The 25024-nt window shown below is 41.3% G+C and carries 37 protein-coding genes and 1 riboswitch; of the genes, 10 read left to right on the forward strand and 27 right to left on the reverse strand.

The features are described from left to right. Nucleotides 1–24: 24 nt before the first annotated feature. From DEAC_RS19655 to DEAC_RS24635, 9 genes are all read right to left on the reverse strand, one after another. Entirely contained in the window at nucleotides 25–1218 is a 1194-nt protein-coding gene (locus tag DEAC_RS19655) for a phage major capsid protein (protein ID WP_047811792.1), read from the reverse strand. Between the two features lie 66 nt (nucleotides 1219–1284). Beyond that, on the reverse strand, nucleotides 1285–1899 hold the full coding sequence (locus DEAC_RS19660; RefSeq protein ID WP_152671452.1) for an HK97 family phage prohead protease: 615 nt from the start codon (nucleotides 1897–1899) through the stop codon (nucleotides 1285–1287). Further along, nucleotides 1838–3130: a phage portal protein gene (locus DEAC_RS19665; protein WP_053006532.1), complete on the reverse strand. Its 1293-nt coding sequence runs from the start codon at nucleotides 3128–3130 to the stop codon at nucleotides 1838–1840. The genes DEAC_RS19660 and DEAC_RS19665 overlap by 62 nt, the downstream gene beginning before the upstream one ends. A 2-nt stretch (nucleotides 3131–3132) precedes the next feature. Continuing rightward, nucleotides 3133–3312 (reverse strand): hypothetical protein, encoded by a 180-nt coding sequence (locus DEAC_RS19670; protein WP_047811794.1) that lies wholly within the window; start codon nucleotides 3310–3312, stop codon nucleotides 3133–3135. A 12-nt stretch (nucleotides 3313–3324) separates the two neighbouring features. Continuing rightward, on the reverse strand, nucleotides 3325–5028 hold the full coding sequence (locus tag DEAC_RS19675) for a terminase large subunit (protein ID WP_047811795.1): 1704 nt from the start codon (nucleotides 5026–5028) through the stop codon (nucleotides 3325–3327). A 272-nt stretch (nucleotides 5029–5300) separates the two neighbouring features. Further along, nucleotides 5301–5843 (reverse strand): hypothetical protein, encoded by a 543-nt coding sequence (locus DEAC_RS19680; protein WP_047811796.1) that lies wholly within the window; start codon nucleotides 5841–5843, stop codon nucleotides 5301–5303. Between the two features lie 33 nt (nucleotides 5844–5876). Further along, complete coding sequence (locus DEAC_RS23675) at nucleotides 5877–6020, reverse strand: hypothetical protein (protein WP_161796481.1); 144 nt, start codon at nucleotides 6018–6020, stop codon at nucleotides 5877–5879. Nucleotides 6021–6141: 121 nt separating this feature from the next. Continuing rightward, nucleotides 6142–6321, reverse strand: a complete 180-nt coding sequence (locus DEAC_RS24335) for an HNH endonuclease (RefSeq protein WP_242847225.1) — start codon at nucleotides 6319–6321, stop codon at nucleotides 6142–6144. Further along, nucleotides 6267–6392 (reverse strand): hypothetical protein, encoded by a 126-nt coding sequence (locus DEAC_RS24635; protein ID WP_282434468.1) that lies wholly within the window; start codon nucleotides 6390–6392, stop codon nucleotides 6267–6269. Before DEAC_RS24635 ends, DEAC_RS24335 begins: the two co-directional genes overlap by 55 nt. A 193-nt stretch (nucleotides 6393–6585) precedes the next feature. On the opposite strand from DEAC_RS24635, the gene DEAC_RS19690 reads away from it, so the two are divergent. Both DEAC_RS19690 and DEAC_RS19695 read left to right on the forward strand, forming a co-directional pair. Further along, entirely contained in the window at nucleotides 6586–6783 is a 198-nt protein-coding gene (locus DEAC_RS19690; protein ID WP_047811798.1) for a type II toxin-antitoxin system HicA family toxin, read from the forward strand. Nucleotides 6784–6832: 49 nt separating this feature from the next. Continuing rightward, nucleotides 6833–7237: a type II toxin-antitoxin system HicB family antitoxin gene (locus tag DEAC_RS19695; RefSeq protein WP_047811799.1), complete on the forward strand. Its 405-nt coding sequence runs from the start codon at nucleotides 6833–6835 to the stop codon at nucleotides 7235–7237. Nucleotides 7238–7508: 271 nt separating this feature from the next. On the opposite strand, the gene DEAC_RS19700 is transcribed toward DEAC_RS19695, so the two are convergent. From DEAC_RS19700 to DEAC_RS23685, 6 genes are all read right to left on the reverse strand, one after another. Continuing rightward, nucleotides 7509–8030 (reverse strand): sigma factor-like helix-turn-helix DNA-binding protein, encoded by a 522-nt coding sequence (locus DEAC_RS19700; RefSeq protein WP_047811800.1) that lies wholly within the window; start codon nucleotides 8028–8030, stop codon nucleotides 7509–7511. Nucleotides 8031–8454: 424 nt separating this feature from the next. After that, nucleotides 8455–8607, reverse strand: coding sequence for a hypothetical protein (locus DEAC_RS23680; RefSeq protein WP_161796482.1), 153 nt, complete (start codon nucleotides 8605–8607; stop codon nucleotides 8455–8457). Then, on the reverse strand, nucleotides 8604–8804 hold the full coding sequence (locus DEAC_RS19710) for a hypothetical protein (protein WP_047811802.1): 201 nt from the start codon (nucleotides 8802–8804) through the stop codon (nucleotides 8604–8606). Before DEAC_RS19710 ends, DEAC_RS23680 begins: the two co-directional genes overlap by 4 nt. Before the next feature lie 2 nt (nucleotides 8805–8806). Beyond that, a complete protein-coding gene (locus tag DEAC_RS19715) occupies nucleotides 8807–9058 on the reverse strand; it encodes a hypothetical protein (RefSeq protein ID WP_047811803.1) in 252 nt (83 codons plus the stop codon). A gap of 16 nt (nucleotides 9059–9074) precedes the next feature. Beyond that, on the reverse strand, nucleotides 9075–9434 hold the full coding sequence (locus tag DEAC_RS19720; protein WP_047811804.1) for a VRR-NUC domain-containing protein: 360 nt from the start codon (nucleotides 9432–9434) through the stop codon (nucleotides 9075–9077). A 12-nt stretch (nucleotides 9435–9446) separates the two neighbouring features. After that, on the reverse strand, nucleotides 9447–10496 hold the full coding sequence (locus tag DEAC_RS23685; RefSeq protein ID WP_053006533.1) for a DnaD domain-containing protein: 1050 nt from the start codon (nucleotides 10494–10496) through the stop codon (nucleotides 9447–9449). 126 nt (nucleotides 10497–10622) lie between these two features. On the opposite strand from DEAC_RS23685, the gene DEAC_RS19735 reads away from it, so the two are divergent. After that, the gene (locus DEAC_RS19735; RefSeq protein ID WP_047811805.1) at nucleotides 10623–10844 is read left to right on the forward strand and encodes a hypothetical protein; all 222 of its coding nucleotides are present in this window, start codon (nucleotides 10623–10625) and stop codon (nucleotides 10842–10844) included. Here DEAC_RS19735 and DEAC_RS19740 read toward each other — a convergent pair. The 7 genes from DEAC_RS19740 to DEAC_RS19770 all read right to left on the reverse strand — a co-directional run bounded on the left by DEAC_RS19740 (nucleotide 10816) and on the right by DEAC_RS19770 (nucleotide 16332). Then, nucleotides 10816–11589 (reverse strand): MBL fold metallo-hydrolase, encoded by a 774-nt coding sequence (locus DEAC_RS19740; protein WP_047811806.1) that lies wholly within the window; start codon nucleotides 11587–11589, stop codon nucleotides 10816–10818. The two genes, DEAC_RS19735 and DEAC_RS19740, sit on opposite strands and share 29 nt — an antisense overlap. Before the next feature lie 3 nt (nucleotides 11590–11592). Further along, entirely contained in the window at nucleotides 11593–12453 is an 861-nt protein-coding gene (locus DEAC_RS19745) for a RecT family recombinase (RefSeq protein ID WP_047811807.1), read from the reverse strand. Between the two features lie 21 nt (nucleotides 12454–12474). Beyond that, on the reverse strand, nucleotides 12475–13200 hold the full coding sequence (locus DEAC_RS19750) for a hypothetical protein (RefSeq protein ID WP_047811808.1): 726 nt from the start codon (nucleotides 13198–13200) through the stop codon (nucleotides 12475–12477). Further along, a complete protein-coding gene (locus DEAC_RS19755) occupies nucleotides 13201–15165 on the reverse strand; it encodes a coiled-coil domain-containing protein (protein ID WP_047811809.1) in 1965 nt (654 codons plus the stop codon). A gap of 236 nt (nucleotides 15166–15401) precedes the next feature. Beyond that, nucleotides 15402–15869: a hypothetical protein gene (locus tag DEAC_RS19760; RefSeq protein WP_047811810.1), complete on the reverse strand. Its 468-nt coding sequence runs from the start codon at nucleotides 15867–15869 to the stop codon at nucleotides 15402–15404. Nucleotides 15870–15871: 2 nt separating this feature from the next. Beyond that, complete coding sequence (locus DEAC_RS23690) at nucleotides 15872–16069, reverse strand: hypothetical protein (RefSeq protein WP_161796483.1); 198 nt, start codon at nucleotides 16067–16069, stop codon at nucleotides 15872–15874. Nucleotides 16070–16098: 29 nt separating this feature from the next. Next, nucleotides 16099–16332, reverse strand: coding sequence for a hypothetical protein (locus tag DEAC_RS19770; RefSeq protein WP_047811812.1), 234 nt, complete (start codon nucleotides 16330–16332; stop codon nucleotides 16099–16101). Nucleotides 16333–16525: 193 nt separating this feature from the next. Between DEAC_RS19770 and DEAC_RS23385 the strand changes: the two genes are divergently transcribed. Further along, on the forward strand, nucleotides 16526–16828 hold the full coding sequence (locus DEAC_RS23385; protein ID WP_152671453.1) for a hypothetical protein: 303 nt from the start codon (nucleotides 16526–16528) through the stop codon (nucleotides 16826–16828). Between the two features lie 214 nt (nucleotides 16829–17042). Here DEAC_RS23385 and DEAC_RS22430 read toward each other — a convergent pair whose 3' ends face one another. Genes DEAC_RS22430 through DEAC_RS19795 form a run of 4 tightly spaced genes read right to left on the reverse strand, consistent with a single transcriptional unit; the run spans nucleotide 17043 to nucleotide 18697 of the window. Next, nucleotides 17043–17444, reverse strand: coding sequence for a helix-turn-helix domain-containing protein (locus tag DEAC_RS22430; RefSeq protein WP_053006534.1), 402 nt, complete (start codon nucleotides 17442–17444; stop codon nucleotides 17043–17045). 34 nt (nucleotides 17445–17478) lie between these two features. Then, on the reverse strand, nucleotides 17479–18159 hold the full coding sequence (locus tag DEAC_RS19785) for an ORF6C domain-containing protein (protein WP_053006535.1): 681 nt from the start codon (nucleotides 18157–18159) through the stop codon (nucleotides 17479–17481). A gap of 50 nt (nucleotides 18160–18209) precedes the next feature. Next, on the reverse strand, nucleotides 18210–18419 hold the full coding sequence (locus tag DEAC_RS19790) for a helix-turn-helix domain-containing protein (RefSeq protein ID WP_047811814.1): 210 nt from the start codon (nucleotides 18417–18419) through the stop codon (nucleotides 18210–18212). A gap of 32 nt (nucleotides 18420–18451) precedes the next feature. Further along, on the reverse strand, nucleotides 18452–18697 hold the full coding sequence (locus tag DEAC_RS19795) for a helix-turn-helix domain-containing protein (RefSeq protein WP_047811815.1): 246 nt from the start codon (nucleotides 18695–18697) through the stop codon (nucleotides 18452–18454). 167 nt (nucleotides 18698–18864) lie between these two features. Between DEAC_RS19795 and DEAC_RS19800 the strand changes: the two genes are divergently transcribed. From DEAC_RS19800 to DEAC_RS19820, 5 genes are all read left to right on the forward strand, one after another. Further along, the gene (locus DEAC_RS19800) at nucleotides 18865–19494 is read left to right on the forward strand and encodes a helix-turn-helix domain-containing protein (protein ID WP_047811816.1); all 630 of its coding nucleotides are present in this window, start codon (nucleotides 18865–18867) and stop codon (nucleotides 19492–19494) included. A gap of 1 nt (nucleotide 19495) precedes the next feature. Beyond that, on the forward strand, nucleotides 19496–20716 hold the full coding sequence (locus tag DEAC_RS19805) for a site-specific integrase (protein ID WP_047811817.1): 1221 nt from the start codon (nucleotides 19496–19498) through the stop codon (nucleotides 20714–20716). 361 nt (nucleotides 20717–21077) lie between these two features. Beyond that, nucleotides 21078–21184: riboswitch (cyclic di-GMP riboswitch) on the forward strand. A gap of 239 nt (nucleotides 21185–21423) precedes the next feature. Continuing rightward, entirely contained in the window at nucleotides 21424–22698 is a 1275-nt protein-coding gene (locus DEAC_RS19810; protein ID WP_047811818.1) for an ArsB/NhaD family transporter, read from the forward strand. A 116-nt stretch (nucleotides 22699–22814) separates the two neighbouring features. Next, a complete protein-coding gene (locus tag DEAC_RS19815; RefSeq protein WP_047811819.1) occupies nucleotides 22815–23195 on the forward strand; it encodes a Rid family detoxifying hydrolase in 381 nt (126 codons plus the stop codon). Between the two features lie 193 nt (nucleotides 23196–23388). Further along, on the forward strand, nucleotides 23389–23862 hold the full coding sequence (locus tag DEAC_RS19820; RefSeq protein WP_047811820.1) for a hypothetical protein: 474 nt from the start codon (nucleotides 23389–23391) through the stop codon (nucleotides 23860–23862). A 62-nt stretch (nucleotides 23863–23924) separates the two neighbouring features. Here the strand turns inward: DEAC_RS19820 and DEAC_RS19825 are convergent, their stop codons facing one another. Further along, nucleotides 23925–24353 carry a universal stress protein gene (locus DEAC_RS19825; RefSeq protein WP_047811821.1) on the reverse strand — a complete coding sequence of 143 codons (429 nt, stop codon included), beginning with the start codon at nucleotides 24351–24353 and terminating at the stop codon, nucleotides 23925–23927. 145 nt (nucleotides 24354–24498) lie between these two features. Between DEAC_RS19825 and DEAC_RS19830 the strand changes: the two genes are divergently transcribed. Next, nucleotides 24499–25023, forward strand: coding sequence for a ferritin (locus tag DEAC_RS19830; RefSeq protein ID WP_047811822.1), 525 nt, complete (start codon nucleotides 24499–24501; stop codon nucleotides 25021–25023). Nucleotide 25024: the final 1 nt, after the last annotated feature.

Below are 25024 nucleotides of genomic sequence, written 5' to 3' on the forward strand. Positions count from 1 at the left end.
TAGATTGGCGGGCTAAAGCTCACCTTATTGCAATTTAATTCGAGCAAAAGATTCCTCAAGTACCGGCATTCCATCGTTGGCCGATCGAGCGATAAAGTCAACTTGGTTTGTACGAGCGTAAAGCTCAAAGAGTGCCTGAATTTCCATATCCATTGAATCCACGATCCAATACTGAGAAAGATCGCCAATTATTCCGGCATAATCACCAGATGAGAAAGAGTCAGGGGCATATTCAGACATTAAGAACGGCACTCCAAGCAAGAGATCTGGTTCGCTGTTCATCACTGATTGCCGCCAGATATACTGCCCATCGCCGTCTTTAATCTTGGCCAACTGTTTAATAGCGTCTCGGTGGTAAATCCATTTCATATTCTTCCAGTATTGCTGCTTGATCGAGAACTTCGCTTCGATAAGAGTGTCAAAATTCAAAAGACCAGTTACATCTCTTGCAGTGCTAATACCTAAATCTGATGGAGTGAACAGCCCAAGCGCTTCTTCTGCCCCATCACCGGTCATGAACTCTTGTTCTTGAGTTTGCCCAAAGGCATAAGCAAGCTCCTCTCGTACAATCTCTTCAGGATCAATCACAGAATTCTGCAGGAGTGGTTTAGATACTAAAATTTCAGCTGTAAGCCACTTAGGACGGAACTCACGTTTTCCAAAGGCAAGTTGTTTATCCGGGATAGGAGCTGCAAGCTCCGATCCTCTTACAGCCCTGCTCGCACGTTGAGTCCGTTTCGGGAATCCTAAAGAATGGGTACCTTTGATCGTAAATTTACGTGCATATTGGCGAATGAAAAAGTAATTATCCAAGTCTTTAATAAGCTGAGCGACCAATTGTTCAGGAGCCACTAAATAACCGGCTTGTGTGGCATTCGTCATTTGCAAATCACGATATTCGGAGAAGTTACCTGTTCTCAACCCGCCAACAAAAGATGCCCTAATTTCCTTTTTCTTTTCTTCTGCAGCGCGTCCTTCAGGATCAGTTACTTTGTTTGGATCGGTATCCTCAACCTTTCCGAGCCCGCGCTCAAGGGATTGTTGACGCTCCTCGCGTTCAATTTCTTTCGAGAGCTTTTCGACATCGGTCATAGCTGCATTATAGGAGTTTTCTTCTTCCGTCGTAAGATCGCGGCTCTCTTGTTCGGCTTTATCGAGGATGGATCGGGCCTGAGTAACAATTGTAGCGCGTTTTTGTTTCTTTTCCGTGATGGTCATTATATACACCTCTCTTTTTGGTTTTTGGCATTAAAAAAGCGCATTTTCATGCGCGCATACCCCGATTTAGAAGCATTTTTCGGTTAAATTTAGTCGTTTTCTTAGTATATTAAGCCTTTTATTAGGGGCTCCGAGTGACCTTTTTTCTTTGAGAATATCCAGGCAACGCTGAGAGACTATACTCTCTGTCTGCTCATAAGCCGGGTATGTGACTGGAGAAACGTCATATAGGCGCTTGCAGGCGAGTAAAGTTCGGACATAAATATCGTTTGCCTCGTCATATTCCCAGGAATCACCATTGTTCTCATAGTCAACTGAAAAGGCAAATGAACTTTGATTGATATCCCCTCGCTCCATGCTAACTATAAGATCGTTCGCATATGAGGTGTTAGGTGGAATAATGTCATATCTCAGGCCAAATTCATCCACGGAAAGTTTTACTGTCCCGGACGCTGTTCGCCCAAGGATAAGATTCATATCGTGGTTAATAAGCCCCCGAACGTCGTCCTTAAGAACGCCATCAAAAAATCGTGGATCAATCTGTTCAACGAAGCCACCGAGATCTTGGGACCTCACTCCAAACTTTGCGGCATAACCAACGATTGTTTTATTGCCGTCATCAGCTGCTCTGACTTCCACCTTCTCCATTATTGTTCTGCGCTCCACTTGCGGCGTTGGCATTTGTATCACCTCCTTGAAGTATTAACTTTTTAGGCTGCATGGTGCTGTTTATGAAATACTCTTGCCCCTGCCCGTCAGGTTGTGGGTTCATATCTTCCAGCTCGCGTATTTCATCAGCATTCCAAACTCCGTCTTGTATCATCATGTGATAGCCGCTCATTCTTGCCTGGAATGCTCCGCGAAGCAGGGCGTCTACAGTCGCCTTTGCAAAGTATTTCTTGCGCTCCGATGGTGTCAGTAAGCATTTAAAAACGGCTTGCTCCCACTTAACCAGCCATGGCATTAGGCTATAAGTCACATACTCGAGAGACTTCTGCTCAATATTTGAGAATGTTGCGCCCTCAAAGTCCATAATCATGTGCGGCGGGACATTGAAAAAACGCGCGATTTCAACAACTTGAAACTTGCGCGTCTCTAAAAACTGTGCATTATTCGGCGGAATAGTAAGTTGAGTGAATTTTAATCCCTCTTCGAGGAAGATAAGCCGGTTAGAATTTTTCAATCCCTGATATTTATCCGTCATGCTTTCGACATATCTGTCATACGCCTTGTCGCTCATCTTACCAGGATATTCAACGATGCCGCTCCCTATCGTTCCCTGCCCGAAAAACCTAGCCCCGAATTCCTGTGCCGCCAGGCCTAAACCAATAGCCTCTTTAGCAAGCTGAATGGGTTGAAACGTATTCACTGAGTCAAAGCCCATACCCGGTAACTCAAACACTTGCTCAGGATAGAGCTCTGACTGGCTCCCATCAGGATTACTCACTAAATAGACAAGTTCTTTAGTCCGTGTGTTGCGTGCTGGCCTGACATATTTAGTGGGGATAGGCCAGAGAGCAACAACATTTCCGCTTGCATCTCTCTGAATTTCGGCAATGGCACGTTCGCAAAGAAGAGCGTTAACCATCATAATTTGCCTAAATTGGAACGATGTACATTCCGGATTTGGTATGTCGTGCAAGATAGAGTACAAAGGATGATAGGTGGCCTTCTCTTTGCCGACTTTAAGCGCCTTATATAATGGAAATGGGAGCATGGCTATGCTTTCAGAGAGAAGCCTAATACAAGCGAAAACGGCAATGAGCTTCACGGCATTTTCTTCATTAACCGGCACACCGGATGCTACAGGTGGACCTCCTGAAAACCAATCCCTAAGCCATTGGGCCGGATTAACCAGGCCGGTACCTGAGTTATCTCTAATATCAGCTTTGATTTTTGTAACGAGTCCCAATACTAATCACCTCCTCCCCTGGCCTTCTTCGGGCTCATGAGAAAGGCAAGAACAATACAAGCTGTACCAAGGAAGATGATTGAGGCTGGAATATAGATGAGGTATAAACCGATTGTTAAGAGCGCTATCCCGAGAATAAGTAATAGATCCGATAATTCAATCTTAAAATTTAAGTTAAACAAAACTTCACCTCCTCATCGTACGCCTCGGGTTTCATATACAGATGTTGAATCTTCGTTTACCATAGCCCTGCAATGTGCATTGATAACCGCTGCAATTGGATCTATTCTTTGTTTGCTTTTAGATTTATCCAACATAAACGTTTCATTAGGCGCCATTTTTGTAATAGCATTGCCGATAGCCCAGGTAAGCACCGGATTATTGTTGTGTATCACATTCCCTTGGTACACTTCTTCACGAAAGTTTTTAGTTGGCTCTCCCAGCTTCTGCATCCCCTGCCTGATATCAACGCACGTATACCCTTGAGTAGTCATCTCAGTCCCAAACATATTAGCGTTCCATTTGTCGTAACAAAGCTCTTTCGGAATGAATCCATATTTCTCATTAGTAGTGTTGATGTACTCAATTACAAAGTCATAGTCCACGACTTCACCAGGTGTTAGTGTGATCCATCCCTTTTTCACCCAGAAATCGTAAGGCACTTTATCTGTGGCCATTTTTTCATTAAGCCTTTCCTCTGGCATGAACGAATGACAGAGCACGTAATATTTACCCTCGATTTCAAACTCATGAGCCACGCTCGTTAAGTCCAAAGTTGCGGATAAGTCTGCGCCAATCGTACATTCCTCTCCCCTTAGAATTTCTATGTCAAAGTTCTGCCCACATTTGGCCCATTTTGAGAGATCCATATATCCAAATTCTCGCATCTGCACCCAAACATTGAGTGTTTTAGTGAGAAAGTCTCGCATTTTTTCAGGGGCCTCTAGAGCTAAATTGAGCCTTTTTCTAATTGAATCAATGCCCTCAGGATAAGAACATACAATTGGATTGGCTTTCTCCCAAACGGCTTCATTCTTAATTCCGTCGTCCTTCTCAAGATCTTCTTTGTCAAGTTCATTGATCATTACGAAGTAGTTTTCATTCTCATAAGGGTTATAGGGGTCTAAAATATGAGAAACAAGTTTATACTCAACAGAATAACAAGGGTTCGAAAGATCAAAGCCGGCTGTGGTTATGATCATTAGTAACGGCTGGGGCCTAGCAACCATACCGCTATCAATAATGTCATACATTTCGGATGTTTCATGAGCGTGGTATTCGTCGATAATGCCACATTGAGGGTTATACCCGTCACCTTTTTTACCGTCCTCTTTGCTAAGCGCCTCCATGATAGATCCGGTCTTTTTATGGACTATTTGCCCATAAGCAATCTTGTATTTTCCCTTAAGCTCAGGGCATCCATCAAGCATTGCCACGGTCTCATCATAGACAATCCTGGCTTGTTTTCTTTTGGTAGCTGTACAATAAACCTCTGAAGCTCCTTCGCCGAACGCCATTTCTTCATAACTTCCAACACATGAAAGACTCTGAGACTTAGCATTTTTACGACCTACTTGCCAATATGCTTTGTTAAATCGTCGGTACCCGGTGTCCTTGTGGATCCAGCCGTAGATATTCCCAAATACGAACTTTTGTATGATATGGGGTTCAATGTGCTCCCCCTTCAGGATTCCTTTACGATGCTTGAACAATCGCATCCAATCAAGGAAACGATTTGCTTTTTCTTCGGAAAATACAAAAGGGAACTCGTCAGTTCCCTCTCTGTCTAAATCTCTTAAGAATCTTTCACAGGCCCATTTGTGTTTTTGGCAAGCAGTTATCTTTCCGGAGGTGACATCTTGTGAGTATTGGATTAGATCATCACGTAGTTCCCCCATCACCTCACCTACTTATACTGTGTCTTAGATTAGGCATAATAAAAGAGCCTTTCGGCTCGTTGGTAACTTATTAAGATAGGGGTAAGGATTTGCACCTTACAAACCGGTTTTTCCTCACACTAGATGTTTTTATAGGCATCACCCTTGGAGCTACTTTTTCGCTGCGTGGTCTCAACTCCGCGCATCCGGCAAATCGTCTGTCGCGACCATGTGAGTTTGTATTTTGCGTCTACCTATTCCGCTACCCTGCCTTTAATAACTTCCCTTCATCCTTACACGTTCCCGAATCCTTTTGCTGCTAAGGGGTCAATATGCTCAGGTTCTTTCTTTGGTACATTCTTTACTTTGGCTAAGGGGTTAAGAAAGGACCTGTCTTCTGATTTGGTGAGTAGGTCATTCTTTTTATTAAGTTGATTGTCTATGGTCACTAGCGGCTCTAATTTTAGTATCGTCTCAATTTGATATCTAAAATCTTCTGGTAATATATCTCTATATTTTTCCCAGTTGATTGGGAAATCTTCAAGTATTCTTCTTTTTTCGATATACCCGAGGTATTCGCTATAGGTTAAACAGTATCTACCTAACGATCCAACATCACCGCTTGAGACGAAGTCTGCTAACTTATACGCCTTCATTATTTCTTTCCACTTTTTTAAGGCCTTATCGTCTTTCCTGACTTCATCTGGACATCTGAGAATATGGGTCCCTGTTTTGATTTCTGCCGCTTTCCTTTGTTCGACTATCTCTTTCGTGAGATGGTGACTACGTCCCTTTGCTAAAATCAAATCAACCGGTTGCCCATTTCTTCCGCCCATAGCCACCACCCCTTTATAAAAAAAGATTAATTATTATTTCAAAGCATCCAGTTGAATCATTAGCAATAAAAACTTACCCATCGCAGTTTTTGCTTTTTCTTCATCTCCATTTTCAAGGGCCTCAACGACTTCTCCGGAAACATCCCTTAACTTCTTAAACATTTCTAAGATATCCATGTTGTTCATTCCTCCCAAAACTTTCAAAAACGGATTTTTTTACGAAGTTGAGGGCCGCTTGGTCCAGCTTTGAAAAGCTGTAGAGATTCAATGCCCCCCTACCCTTGGCCTTGCGTTGTAATCACTCTCCGCGCGCCGTTCTTGTACTGTGACACGACTTGCACAGTGCTCTTAGGTTGCTCTTTACAAGACGAAGTTCTGGGAAGTCTCTGACCTTCTTCTTGTGATGAACCTCTCTAGATGGTGTTAGCGCATCCTGCTCCAAACAATCCTCACATAAGGGATGCTCTCGCAAATACATCCTTCTAAGTTTTTCCCACGTACTGTCATAGCCTCTTTGCCTTGCTGAGCCCCTATACTTCTCGTACTCATTTACCGTGTGGGTGTGTTCTTCACAATATCCACTAGCATCCCTTGTTAGATGGACACATCCTGCATATTTGCACGGTCTTAAAGATCTTAAAGGCATAGTAATAATCTCCAAAAATGAATTAATCTTACTAATATTTTATTTACACGTATAGTAATACGTGCTATACTATTATTAGTGAGGGGGACTTAAAAGATGAAAAGTTACTCATCCCGAGAGATAATACAAATCTTAATTGAAGATGGATGGTACAAAGTAAGCACAGAAGGTGACCATCACCACTTCAAACACCCAACAAAAAAAGGTAAGGTGACGGTAACCCACCCAGTGAAGGACATACCGATAAAAACTATAAGATCCATATTCAAGATAGCGGGGATAAAGCTCCAATAGATCCTCGCTATCATTCCCCCACCTAAACAGACAGGAGGATTTGATAATTATGAAAAAAGATCGATATATTTACCCGGCAGTTTTCGACTATGCAACAGATGGGATCTCTATTGAGTTTCCCGATTTACCAGGATGCCTGCCTTGCGCTCACTCCGATGAAGAAGCTCTAAAAAACGCTCGGGAAGCTATGGCACTTCATTTATACAGCATGGAACAAGATGACGATGAAATCCCAGATCCTACACCAGTTACTTCCTTACGTCCTGAAGCTAATCAAGCTATTGTCCTTATCGAAGCTTGGATGCCCTCATTTCGTGACCAAATCGAAAATAAGGCTATCAAAAAGACATTAACAATACCAAAATGGCTAAATGACATTGCAGAAGAAAAACGCGTTAATTTTTCACACGTTTTACAAGATGCTCTTAAAAATTATCTAGGAATTCAACAATAAGCAGCCTTAACCGGCTGCTTTTCATTTTAATTCCCTTTTTGTCTCGGTTTGCTTCTCATTCCCTTCTTGCTCCCTGGAGCATTCCGGACACAACGTATTCTCAAGAAAAGAGAAGAATTTCTTTTTACAAATCGGGCATTGAAGAAGAGTTTGTTCAATTCTCGTTCTCTTAACCGAAGATTTCACTCTTGTCCCCTCCAAAGAAAAAGAGCCCGAAGGCTCATAAATAAAAATCGTCCCTATACTATTAGGTGGCAATCGTATGACAAAATCAGAACATTTCAAGCTGAATATCCTGTTTAAAGGTTATTCCGTGGTCAGTTAAGTCCTCAGCTAACAAATAAATTTTATCTTCTGCCCTTTTGACTAGCGTTTGAACTGTAGCCTTCTGAATCTTCATTATCCTCGCGGCATCACTAAATGAATAACAATTTACACGTACTAACGAATATGCTTCTCGTTCTTTTGTTGTCATAGCTTTAAGGACAATTCCAAGATCATCAATCGCCCTCTTCATTTTATCGCTTATCTCTGATGGCTGACTTTGAAGTGCTAAGGCTCGAACAAAATCTAGGTTTTTAGGATCCATTGGAATTTCTCTTTGTGAACTGCTTCGCCTTGTGATTGCCCTTCTATTATCAGGGTGTTTTCCTAATTCCATATATTTAATCGAAAAACTCAAACTATCTGCACAACTTGCGAGTAGTGATTTATCTTCTTTATTGGTGGCCTGTATTCTTGCTCTGTTAACTCTTCGAAGAGTAATTTTATATTCTCTGATCAGTTGTTTCATAATTGCCACCCCTTCCGAATTAGCTCACTTCCTTATCCACAGGGACTATATCCACATTCGATACAAACATAACAACCATTTTGCCTAATCACTCTGCCACCGCATTCCGCGCAACCTTGTCCATCTCTGTGATAAAAACACTCTCGATTCCATTCAGGGCAAGTAGTTTGCATTATTTTAATGCATTTCAGAACATCCTCTGTTGATTTAATAATATGGTTGCAACAGAATTTATCGCCGCACTTAAGCATCTTCAACCTCCGATTTTTTGCATTGATCGCATCTTTTGTAAGCATGAGCATTCCAGTCATACTTCAATTTTTCCTTGAACATCAGACACCTTTCCGACTCTCTACCTAATTTTTCGCAGGCAGCAATACCTGATGTCATACTACAGTGTGTTTCCGTTTGCGCTCCTTTTAGTTCAATGGTGAGTGTTAACATTTTGTTTTCTTACCCCCAATCCTAAGCCACCGGCAATCATCGATCTTTGCATATCCGCATTTGTTCTTTTCTTGACATTTATCACACATGCAAGCTCTTGTTTGGGCTTGTCCTTTGCATTTTCGGCAATCACACAACTTTCAACACCTCAATCCTCTTTAACTCAATTTCCCCTGACATAAACCATCGTTGGATGGTTTGAAGAAGGTATCTTAGCCGCCTTTCGTCGACGGCTACGGCATTATTTCGGCCTTGAAGGAAAACGAGCTTATTTTCCTCTTTGTTTTCGACGGCATAGTATTCGCCGTTAAGAACTAGGAGATGTTTCATTGTTATCCCTCCTCAAGTTGCTCTGCCCGTATCTTAATGTCATCACTTAAGTCTGCCTCTCGCAAGGCCCATCTAAGGCCTCCCAGTCCATCCAGTGCGCAGTGCTCGAAAATCCTAACTCCTTTGCCGCCTTTTCCTACAGCCCAGGTTTCCGTTTCAATTGGATGAGAGTTTCGGCACGTTATGGCATCAGATTGCTTGCCGTAAGCTTTCCGACATAACGGGCATCGGTAACAAACTTCAATGTGAGCCATTGGATTAAGTCCCCTTTCAGCCTGTTCGCAAATAATCCTCAATGACATCCTTGGCCTCAACCCAACCAAAACAAACCGTCGAATAATACCCTTGCTTGGTCGTTTCGGCTATCCACCATTTTTGATTATCCGAAAGCTTTCCGCCTCTTACCTTGAGTTCGATATATAGCCCGTGATGGTTCCCTCTGGCAACCGGCAGGAAGATGTCGCTAACTCCTGCCTTTTCCCCTTCCTGTTTCAGTCTGGCTGCCTCCCGAGCATTTCGCTTACCTCCGTTAGGGATTGAGTGGAGTAGTTTTAACTCGGGATATTTTCCTTGCGCTAATTTCGCCCATTGGAATAAAGAGATTTGTTCGTCGCTTTCTAAATGGTTCATTGATCCCTTTCCTCACAAATAAAAGTTATCGTACTTTCCTTTTTCCGGTGATGACCTTGGCGGTTTATCTCCAGGGTCCTTATTTCGCTTGTACTCTTTTTGGCTTTTACGTTCAGCTTCTCGTGCTTCTATAGCGGCTAAGGTTAATACTCCATGTTCCATCCAATCCCTAAGCACAGCATTAAGATAATTTGCATTTCGAGCATCAGCATCTAAGCAGCGCTTAAGAGCTTCAATGACCAAAGCGTCTGAATCCGGACTTCCTCTCCCGGAAAATTCATCACACCAAGCAAGAATGTTGTCAGCCTCGCCTTTGGGAATCATCCTTCCCCAGTTTTTCTCTGCCCAAGCAATTGAACGAGTTCCAAGATCCATGGAGGTACTTTCTTCAGTCTTGGATACGATTTCACCCAAATTGGATGCGGATTCCGCTGTTTCAGGTGCAGTTCCCCCGTTTTCGGGAACGCTTTGTTCGATTTCCTCGCGCGCGTTGTTATTGTTATTAGGTACTGTACTGTTGGTTGTGTTGGGTTGGTTGGGTACGGTTGGGTTGGGTACGGTTGGGTTGGGTACGGTTGGGTTGGGTACGGTTGGGTTGGGTACGGTTGGGTTGGGTACGGTAGTAGCGTTACAAGGCGTTTCAGTGTCGTTACCATCGTTACCGTAACGCGTTACATGAGCGTTACCAGTTTTATTTACTCTTTCTCTATATTTCCGAACTCGTTCCCTGGTCTTATCCTTGTTTATTTCTCGCTGAGTAACTATCCGACCAGCATAGTCGAACCAATCATGGATAACCAATCCATTTTCTGTTTCATCAATAAATCTGGCCTTAATGAGAGCATTAACAAAAAGCTTTTCGTCACCTTCCCACATACAGGCTTCTGCTATATCAAATTCATCGTATTTACTAAGAAGGCCATCTTGAACATAGTCTAAAGCCCACCACCAAAGAAAATGAAGATGGCCAACGGCAGTGACTGTAGAAATCCCTAACAGTCTGGCAAGCTTTTTAGTTTTTGGGTGCCTACCTAGCTCTTGATTACTCTCGATCCAAGCCATTTTGCCATCTCCTTTAGAATAGTGACATTTGAATTTCCTTATCTATCATTTTTAAGAATCACCTTGGAATTTTCGGGGAAAGATTAACTCATCTTATTTGTTCATCATCACAAAGGGGTTGTAAATATGTCCGGCAAACTCAAGCTTGAAATCATCGACGAAAAAAATGTGCTCGAAATTTTTGAATCTGAACTTGATAAACTAACCTTTGTGATGTATCCTAACGATCCTAAGGATGATACGATTCTTGAAGTTAATACCGATACTTCTGAGTTTTCGTCGTTGCTTAAACGATTACTGGAAGTTCCCGACCAGTTCACTAAAACGGACACATTTCCAAATCAATGACCTTACCGGACTCCGCGGCCTCAACATCCTTCATCGTCAGATCATGAATCTCTCGAACCATTCTCGCTGCGTCTGCATTTCCATCCGAAAGGTGAATGAGAACTATTTTTCTCACTTGCGTTAGATCATTAGCCTGAAGAAAGCTCTTAACATTATCCAAACTAAAATGACTTTCGAGCAACCGGTTCTTTAATGACTCCGGGATCCGTCCGGCTTGGATATTTTCCTCAAGGATATCGCGACAGTAATTACATTCAACCATAATGTAATTAAGGCCATTGAACCGATATCGAATGTAGTAGGTGTCCGTAGCAAAGAGCAATTTCTCACCTGTTGGTCGATATTGAATTAGGTACCCGAGTGGACCAGCTGCATCGTGTTCGGCCTTAAAGGCCAATATGTCAAAATCGTCGATGCTAAACTGCTGACCAGCTTTTATCCTACAAAGTCTATGAGCGTAACCATAGGAAGGTACACCAGGATTTTCCCTAAGCAATAAACTCCTAAAAGTTTCAAAACTCATATAAACGTCTATACCGGACCTTTCTAAGAGAGTTTTAACACCTTTTGCATGATCCATATGCTCATGAGTAATTAAGCAACCACAGACATTTCGCAGGTCAAAGTTTAATGCCTTTTGTATTTCTTTATAGGGAACCCCTGCATCTAGCAGGAGGCTCCCTGTTTTAGTTTCAAGGATGTAACAATTTCCTTTGCTCGATGAACCGATTACTTTTAATTTCATAGCTTAGAAGTCCGGTCCCAAAGTTTGCTGCTGCACTGTATCATTTTTCTGCTCTATTACCTGGTTATCATTGGGCTTCGATGGTTCTTCGGCTTGGATATCAATAACATCACCATTGGCATTTGCTTTAATTTCTTCTGCAGCCTCTTGCTCTTTGTCAAAATCCTCAGCTGTGTTATTAAATGATCCAACAAGAAGATTGCTATCATCTGAGGTATTGGCATACATCTTACATGTCTTATTAATGACTGTACGTTTAGCCATATCCTCCGGAAATTCTTTCTGAACGTTATTTACCTTCATTGAGGTCTTGGCCCATGCCATATCAATTTGCTTCTTGGTAATAATCTCGGTAAATTCCTGGCCACCATCATGAAAAATAGTGCAATATGCAGCGACAATTTTAGAAGAATCCATGCTTGCAAGAGTTTGTTTATGTTTCGTTATTCGCTTGGTCCCGCCGTTGATCTCAAATTCAAATTCATCGCCTTCGTATACAACCTGAGCAAAAATGCTCTCGACGCTTTCCAGCCTTTTAGTAACCGCCATGGTCCCAAAATAAGAGCGCATTGCCGTAAGCTTTGAGCCACGAACGATATAATAGACTTGCTTTTTAGCGGGTGAAAGGCCTTGGATAACTGTGTCTAACATGGCATTGGCAATACTCGACCTTGTACATACTTCAAGAGCTGCCTTACCGTCCTTATCTTTTGTTTCTTGAAGTATCAGCCATGCGCTTTGAAGGGCATTTGAAGCACTGTAATTTGCCGGGAGATTGATTCCTCCGTTCTCCTGCATTTCCTTGATTTTTGTTTCCACAGTGGTCAGAGTCTCTTCTTTTACTGCCATAAGATCATTCGCCATAATTCTCATTCCTCCAATTTATTAAATATCCACGTCGAAGCTGCTATCCAAATCATCTTCGCTCTCGACATCAATTACGATAGGGGTTTTATTATAGGCAAGGTTAACAAGTAACGACTCAATACTGGACATACGACCAAAGTTCAATTTTCCGTCAATACCATAGCCATCGATATAGACTGAACTAATCCATCCAATTTCTTTGTTATCATGGTTTTTATGAACGGTGAATTCTATTGAATTTTCGGAACTTCTGCGAGAAGAATACTCCGGTTTTTCCCGACCAAATTTAAAAGTAAGCCATCCGTAATTGCTTTCTTCAACTCGAACCCAATAATGTTCAAGATTGTACTTTTCACTTTCCTCAACATCCTCGCATATCCATTTCCTGTATTCGTCGCAAACCTCAGAAAGTTTGATGCTATCACGTTTTATAACTAATAATTCATCAAAAGTCTTCTGGATTTTTTCAATTATGTCTTTCTGGCAAACTCCCTCGGCAATAGACTTCACCTTATCAGCAATAAAAGAATTGTAGGCAGTGAAACCGATATCGTTGATGACCCCAGAAACCTCCTTTTTAACCTTGGTCTTAATAATGTCCTTTACATCCCAGCTCTCCAATGCGTCAACTACGGCCTTGATAACTGATTTTTCCAGAGTTTGCTCAATGGCTATCTCGACGACTCGATTCTCTTCCATGTCCTTAATTTTTGCATTAACTATTTCCTGAATATCTATTTTCATTTAAGCAACCTCCACTCTCAGAACTTTATCCGGCTCACTCTTAATCAAGTTAATTACCTGGCTTTTGGTGTCGATAATCTTTGAAACCGACTCTCTAAAGTCAATCCAGATCGGGGCTGTGCAACCATAGTGATCCGCCAGGACGTTTATGATATCTAAGCCAGCATTTACCCTAGCTGCATGATTCAAATTCGTGCTGAACCCAACGCCATTAACCATAGGCTCGCAGATTTCTTCAATTCCGCCATTAATATTTGTTTTAAAGAGCTTCCACTTAACAATCTTGAACCGGCTGTTAATGTTACCCTCGAGAAGATTAACCTTAGCCTTAATGAACTGCTCGATAAGATATCGTTGCTTCTCGAATTCGCTAAGTTGTTGAGCAAGTGTACGTTCCTCGGCCTTTAATTCTTCGATCCGCGCCTTAGTTTTAATGGCCACGTCTCGAGTATGAAGCAGGTTATTCAGGGTTTCGATTTGCTCTGTAACTTTGGCTTTCTGTTGAAGAAGTTCGGAAGTTGTGTCTTCGACAGGTTTATTGAGTTCTTCCATAAGAACGTTATATTGGGATTGAAGGCTTCGGTATTGTTCATCGGAGTTATAATTTGGTACGGCAATGTTTTTCGGCTCTGCATCGATCTCCTTGCTGAGTTCAGCTAAACGTTCTTCTATCTCCCGAATCTTTGCTTCACATCTGAAGAGTTCTTCGTTAAATTTAACTGCATCAGTCTCGAGTTTTTCTTTGCGCTCTTTTAAGGACTTGCCATCAGCGTTAATCTTAGCTAATTCGCTTTGTTTGTTTTGATCAAAGGACTCTTTCATTTCCTTAATCTGATGCTCGATATCATGTTCCGGAAGAGTTCTTTTACAAGTCGGGCAAATGAAGTTATCAGGATCAGGAGCATTAAAGGTCGTTGAGTTTATTACGCCCCAATTAGTCCTTAAATCCGTCATAAAATCAGATAATTTAGTGACTTCAAGGGAACAACTTTTAATTTTTTCGCCTAAAGATAGTTTTGAATTCTCGAGCCGGTATTTCTCGTTTTCAAGCAAGGTCTTTTCATCAAGTAATTGTTTAATACCGGCTCTAGCCGAAGTGTCTAACTCTTTCTTCCGGTCCTCGAGTGCAGCGCTAAACTTAAAGGCTTCTTGCTGCTTCTGGCGAAAATCGGAGGCTAATTGCCCAGCATCTAACATGCTTTTCTCGATCTTTCGAAGAGATGCTTTATGTTCGAGAAGTCCGGCTTCGACCACAGAATAATTAATTTCTTCACCAAGTACCGTCCTGGAAAGCTCGTTGATTTTAATGGGAATAGCTTCGATTTGCTCATTGAGCATTTTGATTTTCTCGGCTATAATTTTTCGTTGGTCATTAATCGATTTGCCTGAAAGAATTTCGGTTAAAGCTTCAAGGCTTTTGTCCGAGGCAATAACGTCTGCATCCGAAACGTCACCGCAAATCTCCATAAGGATTTTACGGCGGTCCTCCCATTTGATCTGGGTACAAAAGAAGAATGGATTTGTCAGGATCTTAAAGCCATTTTCATTAAAGATCACGTTAATCTCTGATTGATATTCCTTAGCTTTCGCAGGGACATCGTCAACCCAATAACTTGTTTCATGGCCAGTGAATTCATCAGTTGCAGTACCACGTTTTCTGGTCCATTTTTCCTTAAGCATCTTTCGAAGAGTTTTGGATTGACCATTAATGAGAAGATGAAGAGTAACGTCCGTCTCAAGGAAATGAATGTCGTTTCCTTCCTTGTCTTGAGGTTTAACCGAGAAGTCTGCTCTATTGGCACTATCTTTGTTAAACAAAGCCCAAAGGAAAGCATCATATAGGGTTGTTTTTCCTTTTCCGTTTTCCCCGAAGATTGAAGCGTTGAGGCCACCAATATCCAAGTTGAAATCCTTGATCCCTTTAAAATTTCGAATCTCCATTTTGGAGAGCAATATTTGATTCATCTCTAATTCTCCTTTTCATTAAATCGCTGCCGGCATCGGTACATACGAACCGCAATTTGGCCTATTCGTACAACTATCGCAATTCAAGAAGCACGCCTCTTCGCCACAGATCAACATTGTCAGCTCTTCATAACTTTCTTTCCAAGATTGAGCACAACTTAGGCATTTACACACACTCTTGGCCTTAGATCGAGAATTCCTGATCTTCCTGTTTGGCATAACGGAATTTTTAATTGTCATACCAAACACCTCTCAACATGATAATTACAAATACGCTTGGCCGCAGATCCCTTGCATTCGTTATGGCAGTGATAAACTGTTGAGGGTAATTCCAGATGGCAATCTCTAAGGAATTTACACTTGAAGCAAAGACAGTCTTTGCAATCAGGGCCAAGTTCAATTAAGGGAAAGCTCATTAATGGTTCAATTTTTGTGGTATCCATGTTACAATCTTGTTGTAAATATTGTTCAGTGGCTTCTGTTGGCGCAGAGGCCTTTTTTGTGTCCGCCAGATCCCAGGGCAACGACTCAGTATCCATCACTATGTCCATGCTCTTCAGGGCCAGGGCAATCTCAATGACCTTGTTCTCGGCCGTTGTACTCAGGTCCCCTAAGATTCCGTCAATAATGCCGATCGCGTATGGGTACAGGTTTTCTCTGCCTTGAATTTTGGCCAGATCAGTCATCATGCTTTTGTAATCCAAAGCTATCGCCCCCAATTCGTTGAATCGATATAGACTGGGTTTACATACTTTTGTCCTATCTTCCGGCCATCTACATAATCCACGACGACTTCATCATCAGTTACAGTAACGAGCGTTTTGTGATCCCTCACTGTTAGGCCACTGTGCATGAGTTGCGCCCAGTGCTTGTGGTAACGGTAATCGGCGATACACTTTTTCACTAATTGGATAAACCTTGTGATCTTTTTAATCATCTCCGTCCTCCCTTTCTCTTTCTTTTGTTTCGCCGGGACATATATCGTTCATAGCGGCTTGACTTGGTTTTGGCCGTTTCTGTGGTAACAATGGGTCCTTGCGTGTACCAATAACCCTCACATCCAAGTTCCCAAACTGCACCACATAGGCACTCGGTTTTGACCTGACCCTCAGGAAATTCCATAGGCAGGCCGCAATAACATGTAATACCGATTTGTTTGATTACCATAAGGCCTCCTCCTCATACGATTCTTCACCGTCTAAGTGCCGAATAGCATACCTTTCGAATTATTCACCTCCTCTCATTACCAACGTTTTCACAAATTATTACAGGAATTTCCTCATTTCCGTCGAAACTTTTCTAAATGCAGATGATCAGGCGCAGGGTAAAGAAATATGCTGAACTGTACGGTAACGTATAGATGTTCCGGATAAAAAGCCGGTGCGATAACAATTTGAGCGGAGCATTGAAGTCTGTTGGTCTACTTAGTAAAGAAAGCGAGACGGTTTTAGAGCCAAAAGGGGTGTTGGAAAGAATGAATGTAACTGAGTCTGTGATGAAGAATTTCCAAACCTCTGCAAAAATTGCTGAACAAATGAAACCTGTTATGGGTATGATTGGCAATATCAGTCCTCTTCTTGGAGTTGCATCTCGTGCTGCTCAAGCTTCTTCAATGCTTAGTCTTGTATCGGGTAGCACTGCCCCCCTATTGAGTAATCAATAGTAGCAAATCGGGTTAATTCATAGAAACTCCTGCGTCATCAGGACAACTATGAGCCAAACTGGGTGAATTCGCTTGTGTAACCCAGACGGTGCAACGCATAGGTAGTGAGGACGATACCGATAACCTGCCCACGAAATCCCGACACCCTGCGCCTGATCATCTGCATTTAATTTCGATGTGTTTGATGTACTTTGTGAGGCTTACCAAAAGATTCTTAAGGCCGTGAAAGAGGGTTAATTCCCGAAAGGACCTTTATTGTTTCAGTAAGAGCTGCCACTCTTTCTGGCGATAAAGGTCTTTCTTTAAGTTCATCATTGAGAACTTCTAACGCAGTTTTTAAGGCTTCTTCGGTTAAAGTCATCTTTTTCACATCCCTTCTATTACTAATTTCTGAATTAAAGACTGAGTCGCTTAATCCCGTGAGATCGTCTAAATATTCAAAGGTAATTCCCAAAGCTTTACATATTTTTGCGACATTACCCACTGAAGAATTTGAAATACCTCTTTCCAATATGGACATTAATGTTGTATATGGGATCTGAGCTTGTTTGCTAAATGACCTTGCATTCATTCCGGTAGCCCTGATTAACGTTTTTATTGCCTTGGCTTCGCTCAAGTTCACACCTCCCTTCAAAGGAATACCAACGTTTTCACAAATTCCCCGGCCTCCAACTCTCAATAAACCGAAACGCCTTCGATAGATCGGACCTTTTCAGATCCCGATAACTCGGAACGCCAAATTGACGCTTGAGAGCTGAATAGATTTTTGCGAATAAGGACCGATCCCCTAGTTTTCTTATCCTAGCCTTAACTGCTCCCTGGATCTGTGCTTGTTCCCTGGTAGTTAGCGTGATCTCATCCCGAACCTTTTGATCAAGAGTTGTAAGCGCGAATTCATGTTGTACGAGGACTTCCTGGTTTTTGGCTTGGGTTTCCTTGACGGTATTGAGTTCGCGCTCTTGTTTGGCCAGGAGTTCGACGCTTTTCAGGAGTGCTTCGGCCGGAGAGAGTTGGACCGAGTAGGAGCCGGTTTTACGGATGGAGGGGAGTATTTCGTCAGCAACTTTCATTTGAAAAGCTACGGCTATTTGGTTATTGGCTTTCATAGCCAAAAGATAAAACAAATTTTCAGGTATAAACCCATCTTCGCCACTTGTGGCGAAACCGTAATCAGATAGATACGATCCAACTCGATTCCAACGAACATATTCTTTTCCATCAAGTTTCTTTTCTGTGAATCCTAATCCACGGGCGACATCCTCTAAACTGAGCCATGCCGTTCCGTTTTCATCAATGTAACCTTTAACGCCAGAAACAGTAATTAAGTTCATGAATACCTCCTTTTTCTAAGTAACCCGCTTTTTCACAAGCTAAACGGATCTTAACTCACCAGCTTTGCCTTTTCACGTTTGCGCTCCTCGATCCATAAAATGAAATCTTTCTTTTCTACACGTTTTGAATTACCAATGTCGAAGTTTGGTATGCCCCCTGCCCCAGGAGTGGTTTGGAATAATTCGTAAACTCTCCGGCGTGATATCCCGAGGTAAGTTGCAATAAGTTGGGCTGTTAGGATGTCCGGAAGTTTATCCACACAAAATCACCTCACTTTTGATAATGTTTCTTTTACGAAACATTTTGGTCAATAAAAAATTCGTCAGCGCTAATTTTTAGGGCATGACAAATTTTACGAACATCAGGCAACGACAAGTCTCCGCCAGTTCCGTTCAGGTTTTGATTTAAGGCGGTTTTGGATTTACCAACAATTTTAGCAACTTCTACCTGGGGAATACCCTTCTCAACAAGAAAAGCCTTAAATTTCAAATACGGTTTGTGTCTACGTCCTTCACAAACTTTGATATACTTCGACATATAATCACTCCTTTCAAATGTTCCTTTGTCGAAACCTTAATTTTAGTATAACATTACCTGTTTCGATGTCAATAACTTTTTTTAGATTTTTACATATAAATGTTGATTATTCGATACACAATATATATAATAAGTTTAGATAATCTTAAACAAAGGGTGTGCGAATAGTGGATTCCTTCGGTAAAAAATTGAAGCAACTAAGGATTAATTCAAATATATCTCAAACTGAGCTAATCGAGATGATGAAGTTAAAAAATCCCAATATATCCACCACAAAAGGTATGATTTCAAAATGGGAGAACGAAAAAGAAGAACCTTCACGGTTTAGGGATGTCGCCACGATTGCTGAAGTATTTGGAGTAACTGCTGATTGGCTAATTGGATTAACTAATGAAAAAGAAAAGAAAACCACTTTTAAGCGGATACCAATTTTGAGGAATATTGCTGCTGGAATACCGATTCTGGCCCAGGAAGATATAGAAGGATATGAACAGGTTCTTAGCAATCAACGCATTGATTTTTGTCTTAGGGTTAAAGGTGACATCATGATTAATTCTAGAATTTTGGATGGTGATCTAGTATACATACGTCAACAGTCAGATGTGGAAACAGGGGAAATAGCAGCAGTTCTAATTAATAATGAAACAGCTACTTTAAAACGAGTTTATAAATTGAATGGGACAATCGTTTTAAGATCTGAGAATCCAAGTTATTCCGATCAAATATATTCTAAAGAAGACATGAAGGAGGTCAGAATTTTAGGTAAGGCTATTCAATTTAAGTCGGAGGTGATATAGAATGCAGGGCTATTTTTATCGGCCTAAATGCGTATGCCCAAAAGATTCAAAAAAGTGTACATGTGGGGCAACATGGTCATACATTGTTGATGTTGGAATTGATCCAAGCACTGGAAAACGTAAACAAGAGAAAAAAGGAGGATTCAAAACAAAATCGGCAGCTCAGACAGCTTGTGGAATAGTGATCCGAGAGGTTGAGCAAGGTATTCATATCAAGGAATCCGAGATTACATTCGAGGATTTTTCAAAAGAATGGTTAGCTGATTACGAAAATACCGGAAGACCAAAAAAGGAAAGCACAATCCTTGTAAGAAAACGCGAGATTGCTAGACTCATGCCGTACATTGGCAAATTTAAAATGAAAGATACCACTCGAAAACATTTTCAAGGCGCACTAAATAGCTTGAAGGAAAAGAAACTTTCGCAAAGCGCCTTAATTGGATCTTACACAACTGGGCGAATGATTTTTAAAAAAGCAGTAGAATTTGAATATATTAAAACTGATCCAACCATATACGCTTCTATTCCCAAATCAGTTAAGACTATTGATGATTTAGAATTAGAAGAAGAGGCTGTAAAATATCTTGAAAAAAGTGAATTATCCTTATTTCTACAGACTGCAAAAGAGAAAGGTTTAGGTAAGGATTATCTTATATTTTTGTTATTAGCTTACACTGGCCTGAGGGTTGGGGAGTTATGTGCACTCAAATGGAAAGATATAGACTTTGATGAGGGCAGCGTGAGTGTTACAAAAACCTTATTTAACCCCGATTGTAACGCGAAGAAATACAAACTAACTACTCCAAAAACTAAGGCTTCTAAAAGAAAGATTTCCATAGAAGAAATTGTCTTGGAGGAACTCAAAAAGCATAAAGCTAAACAAAACATAGTCATAATGAAGAACCGCGATACCTACCATGATAAGGATTTTATATTTGCTAAGGAAAACAGTGACCACGGATATCCAGAGCACATCAACACCATCGGGAGGCATATGCGTAGTCTCTTGAAGAAGGCAGGTTTAAGCACGTCGCTAACCCCTCATTCCCTTCGCCATACCCATACATCACTTTTGGCCGAAGCTGGAGTTAGTCTGCCGGAAGTAATGGAGAGGCTGGGACATAGAAACGCAAAAACTACAATTTGGGTATACACCCATACTACACAAGCAATGAAAAAAGAAGCCTCAAGAAAGTTCGGTGAACTAATGAAAAGCCTCTAACTAGCCACATCATTGACACGGTGTGGATTTCTTTTATGTGATTGCGTTACCCTTTCGTTACCCTTTGCCAAAATTTCAGGCTTAGTAATCCCTACGTGGCATGATACAAGCAGGTCTGAAAATTTATGTCAAGTATATTCCATATCTTTGACATGTTTAAACACCCAAGTAACCTCCTTACGTTAACACAATATGGCTTATCTAAGTTATCCGAATTAGTATTGGTTTGTCCCAGCTGTTTTATCCTGAAAGTTATGCCGAACGCAAATAATAATTTGCAATTATTTATCTTGACGTCAACTTCCAATTCTTGATATAATTTCAATAATAGCTAGTTTTACGTTAATATTTATAAATTTTATTTCGGTTGGGGTAAACTTCATGAAAGTGAAGGACGCTAAAGTCATGGATCTAAGGCTTGAAGCTGCTGTTTAGTCAGTATTAAGCTATGATGGCCAGACTACAAGATAAAACTTCTCTGGGGAGAGCAGTACTTAGGACTGCTCTCCCTTTTTATAGTTATCTAAGCGAAAGACTCCCCCTTTTTCCATCCTTCAGCGGGATCGCATTTGTTATGGGCTAGGCTCTTTCGGCGAAAGTGTCCACAAGACACTTTCGTCATCGAAGTATCGACGTTCAGCTTTAGTCGAATTATGTACAATCGCTATCTTAAGCAAATATTTAAATTAGTTACCGGAGGTGTGTTAATGCTTATTTGGATTGCTACAGGTATTTTTCTACTCAGCTATTTATTTATTATTATGGAGAAATTTCCGCGATCAGTTATCGCCGTTTCCGGAGCTGCACTAATGATTATCTTGGGGATTGTCACTCAAGAAAAAGCAGTTGAACACGTTGATTGGAATACTCTGGGATTATTAATTGGTATGATGCTCATCGTAGATCTTACCCGCAGGTCAGGAGTATTTTCCTTTTTAGCTATCTGGGTCAGCAAAAAAGTAAAAGGAAATCCGGCCCTGCTCCTGATTTCCCTGTCACTCCTTACCGGTATCTTATCAGCTTTTTTAGATAACGTCACAACAGTCTTGTTGATAGTACCCATAACCTTATCAATTGCTGATGAGTTGGAGGTTGATCCAATTCCCTTTCTCTTTTGTCAAATTCTTATGAGTAATATCGGCGGTACCGCTACTCTGATCGGAGATCCGCCAAACATTATGATAGCCGGGCAAACGGGCCTCAGTTTTATGGATTTTATCCTTAATCTTGCACCGGTGATACTCATTATTATTGTTGTAATTTTGTTCCTTTTTTACTTTATTTATCGTCAAAAATTAATTACCGAAGAAGCCTTAAAAAGCAAATTAATGCTGCAAAACGAGTGGAATGAGATTAAAGACTTTGCCCTCCTCAAAAAATGTTTAGTCGTTTTAGCTCTCGTTATTTCAGCCTTTTCTTTTCATTCCCTTCTTCATTTAGAGACCGCAACCATTGCCTTAAGCGGAGCTATGCTCCTAATGCTCTGGACCCGTGAAGAACCTGAAGATATCTTCTTAACTGTGGAATGGCCAACGCTCTTTTTCTTTGCCGGATTATTTGTACTTGTTGGAGGGCTTGTCGAAACCGGAGTCCTTGATCGCCTGGCACAGTGGAGTATCAGTTTGACAGGAGGGCAGCCTCTCTTAACAGTCCTTTTAATCCTATTTATATCAGCGATCCTCTCTTCATTTCTTGATAATATACCCTACGTGGCGACCATGATCCCTTTAATCCAAAAATTAGCCCTGCTTAGTCATCTCACACCAGCTCAAACCCAGCCCTTGTGGTGGGCTTTAGCTTTAGGTGCTTGTCTCGGAGGAAACGGAACCTTAGTGGGAGCTTCCGCTAATCTAATCGTGGCTGGAATTGCTGAAAAGAATGGCCTTAAAATTCGTTATATCCAATTCTTAAAAGTTGGTTTCCCCATGATGTTGATCAGCATCTTCATTTCGGCCGGATACCTGATTCTCCGCTATTATTAATATCTCTGCTATCAGCCGGTACCAATTTCTTGGTTGGTTAATTCCTTATAAATCAAGTATACTTAATGTTAGTGTTTTCCCTTTGCCAAATATTCATTTTAAAAGGAGGTAATATTATGAGCAAACAAACTCTTAATACACCAAATGCACCTGCGGCTATTGGCCCTTATTCCCAAGGAATCAAAGCCGGCAACCTTATTTTTACTTCCGGCCAGCTCCCTATCAATCCTCAAACAGGAGAATTAGTGGCGGATATTGAAGGAGCAACCAAACAATCTTTAGATAATGTTAAGGCTATCTTAGAATCCTCAGGTTCTTCACTGAATAAGGTTGTAAAAACTGTTGTTTTCCTCAGAGATATGAATGACTTTGCCGCTATGAACGCTGCCTATGCTGCCTATTTCCCAGAGAATCCTCCCGCACGATCCGCTGTGCAAGTTGCCCGCTTGCCCAAGGACGCAATCTTGGAGATTGAAGCAATTGCTCTGGCCGAATAACCTGTTAAATCCTATATCAAACATATTATACCTAAGAAGAGCAAGGAATCCGGACAAAACGTCCTGACTCCTTGCTCTTTGCCATTCATTAAATTAAATCGTTAACCGCCATCCAAATGTTAAACGTTTTTCCATATATTTCATATAGTGTATTATAAAAAAACATCCGCAGATTTTAAAGGGGGTTTTGCCCATGGCTTCATTTCCCTCTCCTATTCAGACACAAACCTTTACTTCAAGCAAGCAACAACGGCCGGGACAAATTCCCTTCCAGGGAACTGCTCCCAAACCCGCTGCCTCATCTCTCATTAAATCTGAAGTATCCGCAAAACAAGAGAATGTCAAACCTTTCCCATCGTTACAGCAAAACTCTCACCGAGTCGAAGAACAGCCTTCATCTTCTGTCTCTAAAACATCAGACCTTTGGCAGCAACAAGCAGGAATTCTCCTGAAACAATATGGTCCCTCTCTTATGAAACAATATGGCCCGCCTCTGGCTCGCAAGATCGGATTACCTCTTCTCCAAAACTTCGGTCCGCCTTTGGCCAAAAATGTTGGTATACCACTCGCTCAGCGTCTAGGTTCTCCCTTTGTGCGCAGACTAGTTATACCCCTCGCCAAAAAAGCTGGATTTGCAGTCATTCGCCGCCTCGGATTTCCCTTTTAATTAGTGTTTAACTATCTAAAAAGGGTGGAATAACGATAATCCACCCTTTTTATGGTGTCCGTCTATTTAACAATAAGAACCGGACACTTAACTCGCTGCAAGACACCTTGACTGACACTTCCCAGCATTGAACCCGCTAGAGGACCATAGCCATGACTGCCCATAACTACCAAATCGATTTCTTCACGTTCTGTTTCAGAAGATATCCGAGCAGCAGGATGCCCCTCAATTTTTTTCCTGGTAATTTTTACGCCATCAACATCCATTCCTTCGAGGGTAGTATCTAAAACTAACTCTCCTCCCTCTTCTAGTTGTTCCGGCGGAATAATTAAATTGGCTGCGATACTGTATCCCCAATATGCTTCAGGAACATAGGTTACAAAAAGCAGCTCAATCTCAGAGTGGAAAGTCCGAGCAAGGTCCAAAGCCATTTTAAAGGCACGGCGAGAATACTCAGAAGCGTCCGTGGGCACTAATATTTTATTAAACATAATAACCTCCATTCCACCTCTGTCGTTGACCACAAATAGTAAGGAGAATTATAACGCACATAATTTATATGCAGGATTTATTGCTTATATGTAGAAAAATTCTAAAAGAAGAAGTTATCTAATAACAGAAAGGGTGGTTACTCACATGCAGAAGGAAAACATGATTCATGCCATAAATGGCCAACTGAACAAAGAACTTTTTTCCGGTTACTTATATCTTGCCATGCAAGCATATTTTTCATCCCAGAATCTTGACGGTTTTGCTAATTACTTTCGTGTTCAAGTTCAAGAAGAACGCGATCATGCTTTAGGCTTCTTCAATTATCTCAATAAGATTGGCGGGAAGGTCACACTAATTGAAATTGCAAAACCCCAAAACGATTTTTCCAGCTCCCAAGAAGTATTTGAGGTCGCTTTAAGTCATGAACAATTCGTGACCCAATCAATCTATTCCCTCATGGACATTGCACGAGAAAATAAAGATCATACTACCGAAATCTTTCTTCAATGGTATATTACAGAACAAACCGAAGAAGAGGAAAACATGGGGCGTGTTTTAAAAAAATTGAAACTTATCAAAGAAGACGGGGCAGGGCTTTTTATGATTGACAACGAGCTTTCGCAAAGAGTGTATACCCCTGCAGTTATCCCTGGAATAACACTTCTATAAC

The sequence above is a fragment of the Desulfosporosinus acididurans genome (assembly GCF_001029285.1).
GTDB classification, from domain to species: Bacteria; Bacillota; Desulfitobacteriia; order Desulfitobacteriales; family Desulfitobacteriaceae; genus Desulfosporosinus; species Desulfosporosinus acididurans.

What these genes read in the sequence shown, in the direction of transcription:
- DEAC_RS19715 (WP_047811803.1), bottom strand. Translation starts at nt 9,058, where the DNA reads ATGGCTCACATTGAAGTTTGTTACCGATGCCCGTTATGTCGGAAAGCT.
- DEAC_RS19750 (WP_047811808.1), bottom strand. Translation starts at nt 13,200, where the DNA reads ATGAAAATAGATATTCAGGAAATAGTTAATGCAAAAATTAAGGACATG.
- DEAC_RS19815 (WP_047811819.1), top strand. Translation starts at nt 22,815, where the DNA reads ATGAGCAAACAAACTCTTAATACACCAAATGCACCTGCGGCTATTGGC.
- DEAC_RS19740 (WP_047811806.1), bottom strand. Translation starts at nt 11,589, where the DNA reads ATGAAATTAAAAGTAATCGGTTCATCGAGCAAAGGAAATTGTTACATC.
- DEAC_RS24335 (WP_242847225.1), bottom strand. Translation starts at nt 6,321, where the DNA reads ATGTATTTGCGAGAGCATCCCTTATGTGAGGATTGTTTGGAGCAGGAT.
- DEAC_RS23675 (WP_161796481.1), bottom strand. Translation starts at nt 6,020, where the DNA reads ATGGATATCTTAGAAATGTTTAAGAAGTTAAGGGATGTTTCCGGAGAA.
- DEAC_RS19825 (WP_047811821.1), bottom strand. Translation starts at nt 24,353, where the DNA reads ATGTTTAATAAAATATTAGTGCCCACGGACGCTTCTGAGTATTCTCGC.
- DEAC_RS23685 (WP_053006533.1), bottom strand. Translation starts at nt 10,496, where the DNA reads ATGGCTTGGATCGAGAGTAATCAAGAGCTAGGTAGGCACCCAAAAACT.
- DEAC_RS19710 (WP_047811802.1), bottom strand. Translation starts at nt 8,804, where the DNA reads ATGAAACATCTCCTAGTTCTTAACGGCGAATACTATGCCGTCGAAAAC.
- DEAC_RS19770 (WP_047811812.1), bottom strand. Translation starts at nt 16,332, where the DNA reads ATGGTAATCAAACAAATCGGTATTACATGTTATTGCGGCCTGCCTATG.
- DEAC_RS19660 (WP_152671452.1), bottom strand. Translation starts at nt 1,899, where the DNA reads ATGCCAACGCCGCAAGTGGAGCGCAGAACAATAATGGAGAAGGTGGAA.
- DEAC_RS19810 (WP_047811818.1), top strand. Translation starts at nt 21,424, where the DNA reads ATGCTTATTTGGATTGCTACAGGTATTTTTCTACTCAGCTATTTATTT.
- DEAC_RS19745 (WP_047811807.1), bottom strand. Translation starts at nt 12,453, where the DNA reads ATGGCGAATGATCTTATGGCAGTAAAAGAAGAGACTCTGACCACTGTG.
- DEAC_RS19695 (WP_047811799.1), top strand. Translation starts at nt 6,833, where the DNA reads ATGAAAAAAGATCGATATATTTACCCGGCAGTTTTCGACTATGCAACA.
- DEAC_RS19755 (WP_047811809.1), bottom strand. Translation starts at nt 15,165, where the DNA reads ATGAATCAAATATTGCTCTCCAAAATGGAGATTCGAAATTTTAAAGGG.
- DEAC_RS19680 (WP_047811796.1), bottom strand. Translation starts at nt 5,843, where the DNA reads ATGGGCGGAAGAAATGGGCAACCGGTTGATTTGATTTTAGCAAAGGGA.
- DEAC_RS19820 (WP_047811820.1), top strand. Translation starts at nt 23,389, where the DNA reads ATGGCTTCATTTCCCTCTCCTATTCAGACACAAACCTTTACTTCAAGC.
- DEAC_RS23385 (WP_152671453.1), top strand. Translation starts at nt 16,526, where the DNA reads ATGTTCCGGATAAAAAGCCGGTGCGATAACAATTTGAGCGGAGCATTG.
- DEAC_RS19785 (WP_053006535.1), bottom strand. Translation starts at nt 18,159, where the DNA reads ATGAACTTAATTACTGTTTCTGGCGTTAAAGGTTACATTGATGAAAAC.
- DEAC_RS19655 (WP_047811792.1), bottom strand. Translation starts at nt 1,218, where the DNA reads ATGACCATCACGGAAAAGAAACAAAAACGCGCTACAATTGTTACTCAG.
- DEAC_RS19675 (WP_047811795.1), bottom strand. Translation starts at nt 5,028, where the DNA reads ATGGGGGAACTACGTGATGATCTAATCCAATACTCACAAGATGTCACC.
- DEAC_RS19700 (WP_047811800.1), bottom strand. Translation starts at nt 8,030, where the DNA reads ATGAAACAACTGATCAGAGAATATAAAATTACTCTTCGAAGAGTTAAC.
- DEAC_RS24635 (WP_282434468.1), bottom strand. Translation starts at nt 6,392, where the DNA reads ATGAGTACGAGAAGTATAGGGGCTCAGCAAGGCAAAGAGGCTATGACA.
- DEAC_RS19795 (WP_047811815.1), bottom strand. Translation starts at nt 18,697, where the DNA reads ATGTCGAAGTATATCAAAGTTTGTGAAGGACGTAGACACAAACCGTAT.
- DEAC_RS19720 (WP_047811804.1), bottom strand. Translation starts at nt 9,434, where the DNA reads ATGAACCATTTAGAAAGCGACGAACAAATCTCTTTATTCCAATGGGCG.
- DEAC_RS19805 (WP_047811817.1), top strand. Translation starts at nt 19,496, where the DNA reads ATGCAGGGCTATTTTTATCGGCCTAAATGCGTATGCCCAAAAGATTCA.
- DEAC_RS19830 (WP_047811822.1), top strand. Translation starts at nt 24,499, where the DNA reads ATGCAGAAGGAAAACATGATTCATGCCATAAATGGCCAACTGAACAAA.
- DEAC_RS19735 (WP_047811805.1), top strand. Translation starts at nt 10,623, where the DNA reads ATGTCCGGCAAACTCAAGCTTGAAATCATCGACGAAAAAAATGTGCTC.
- DEAC_RS19690 (WP_047811798.1), top strand. Translation starts at nt 6,586, where the DNA reads ATGAAAAGTTACTCATCCCGAGAGATAATACAAATCTTAATTGAAGAT.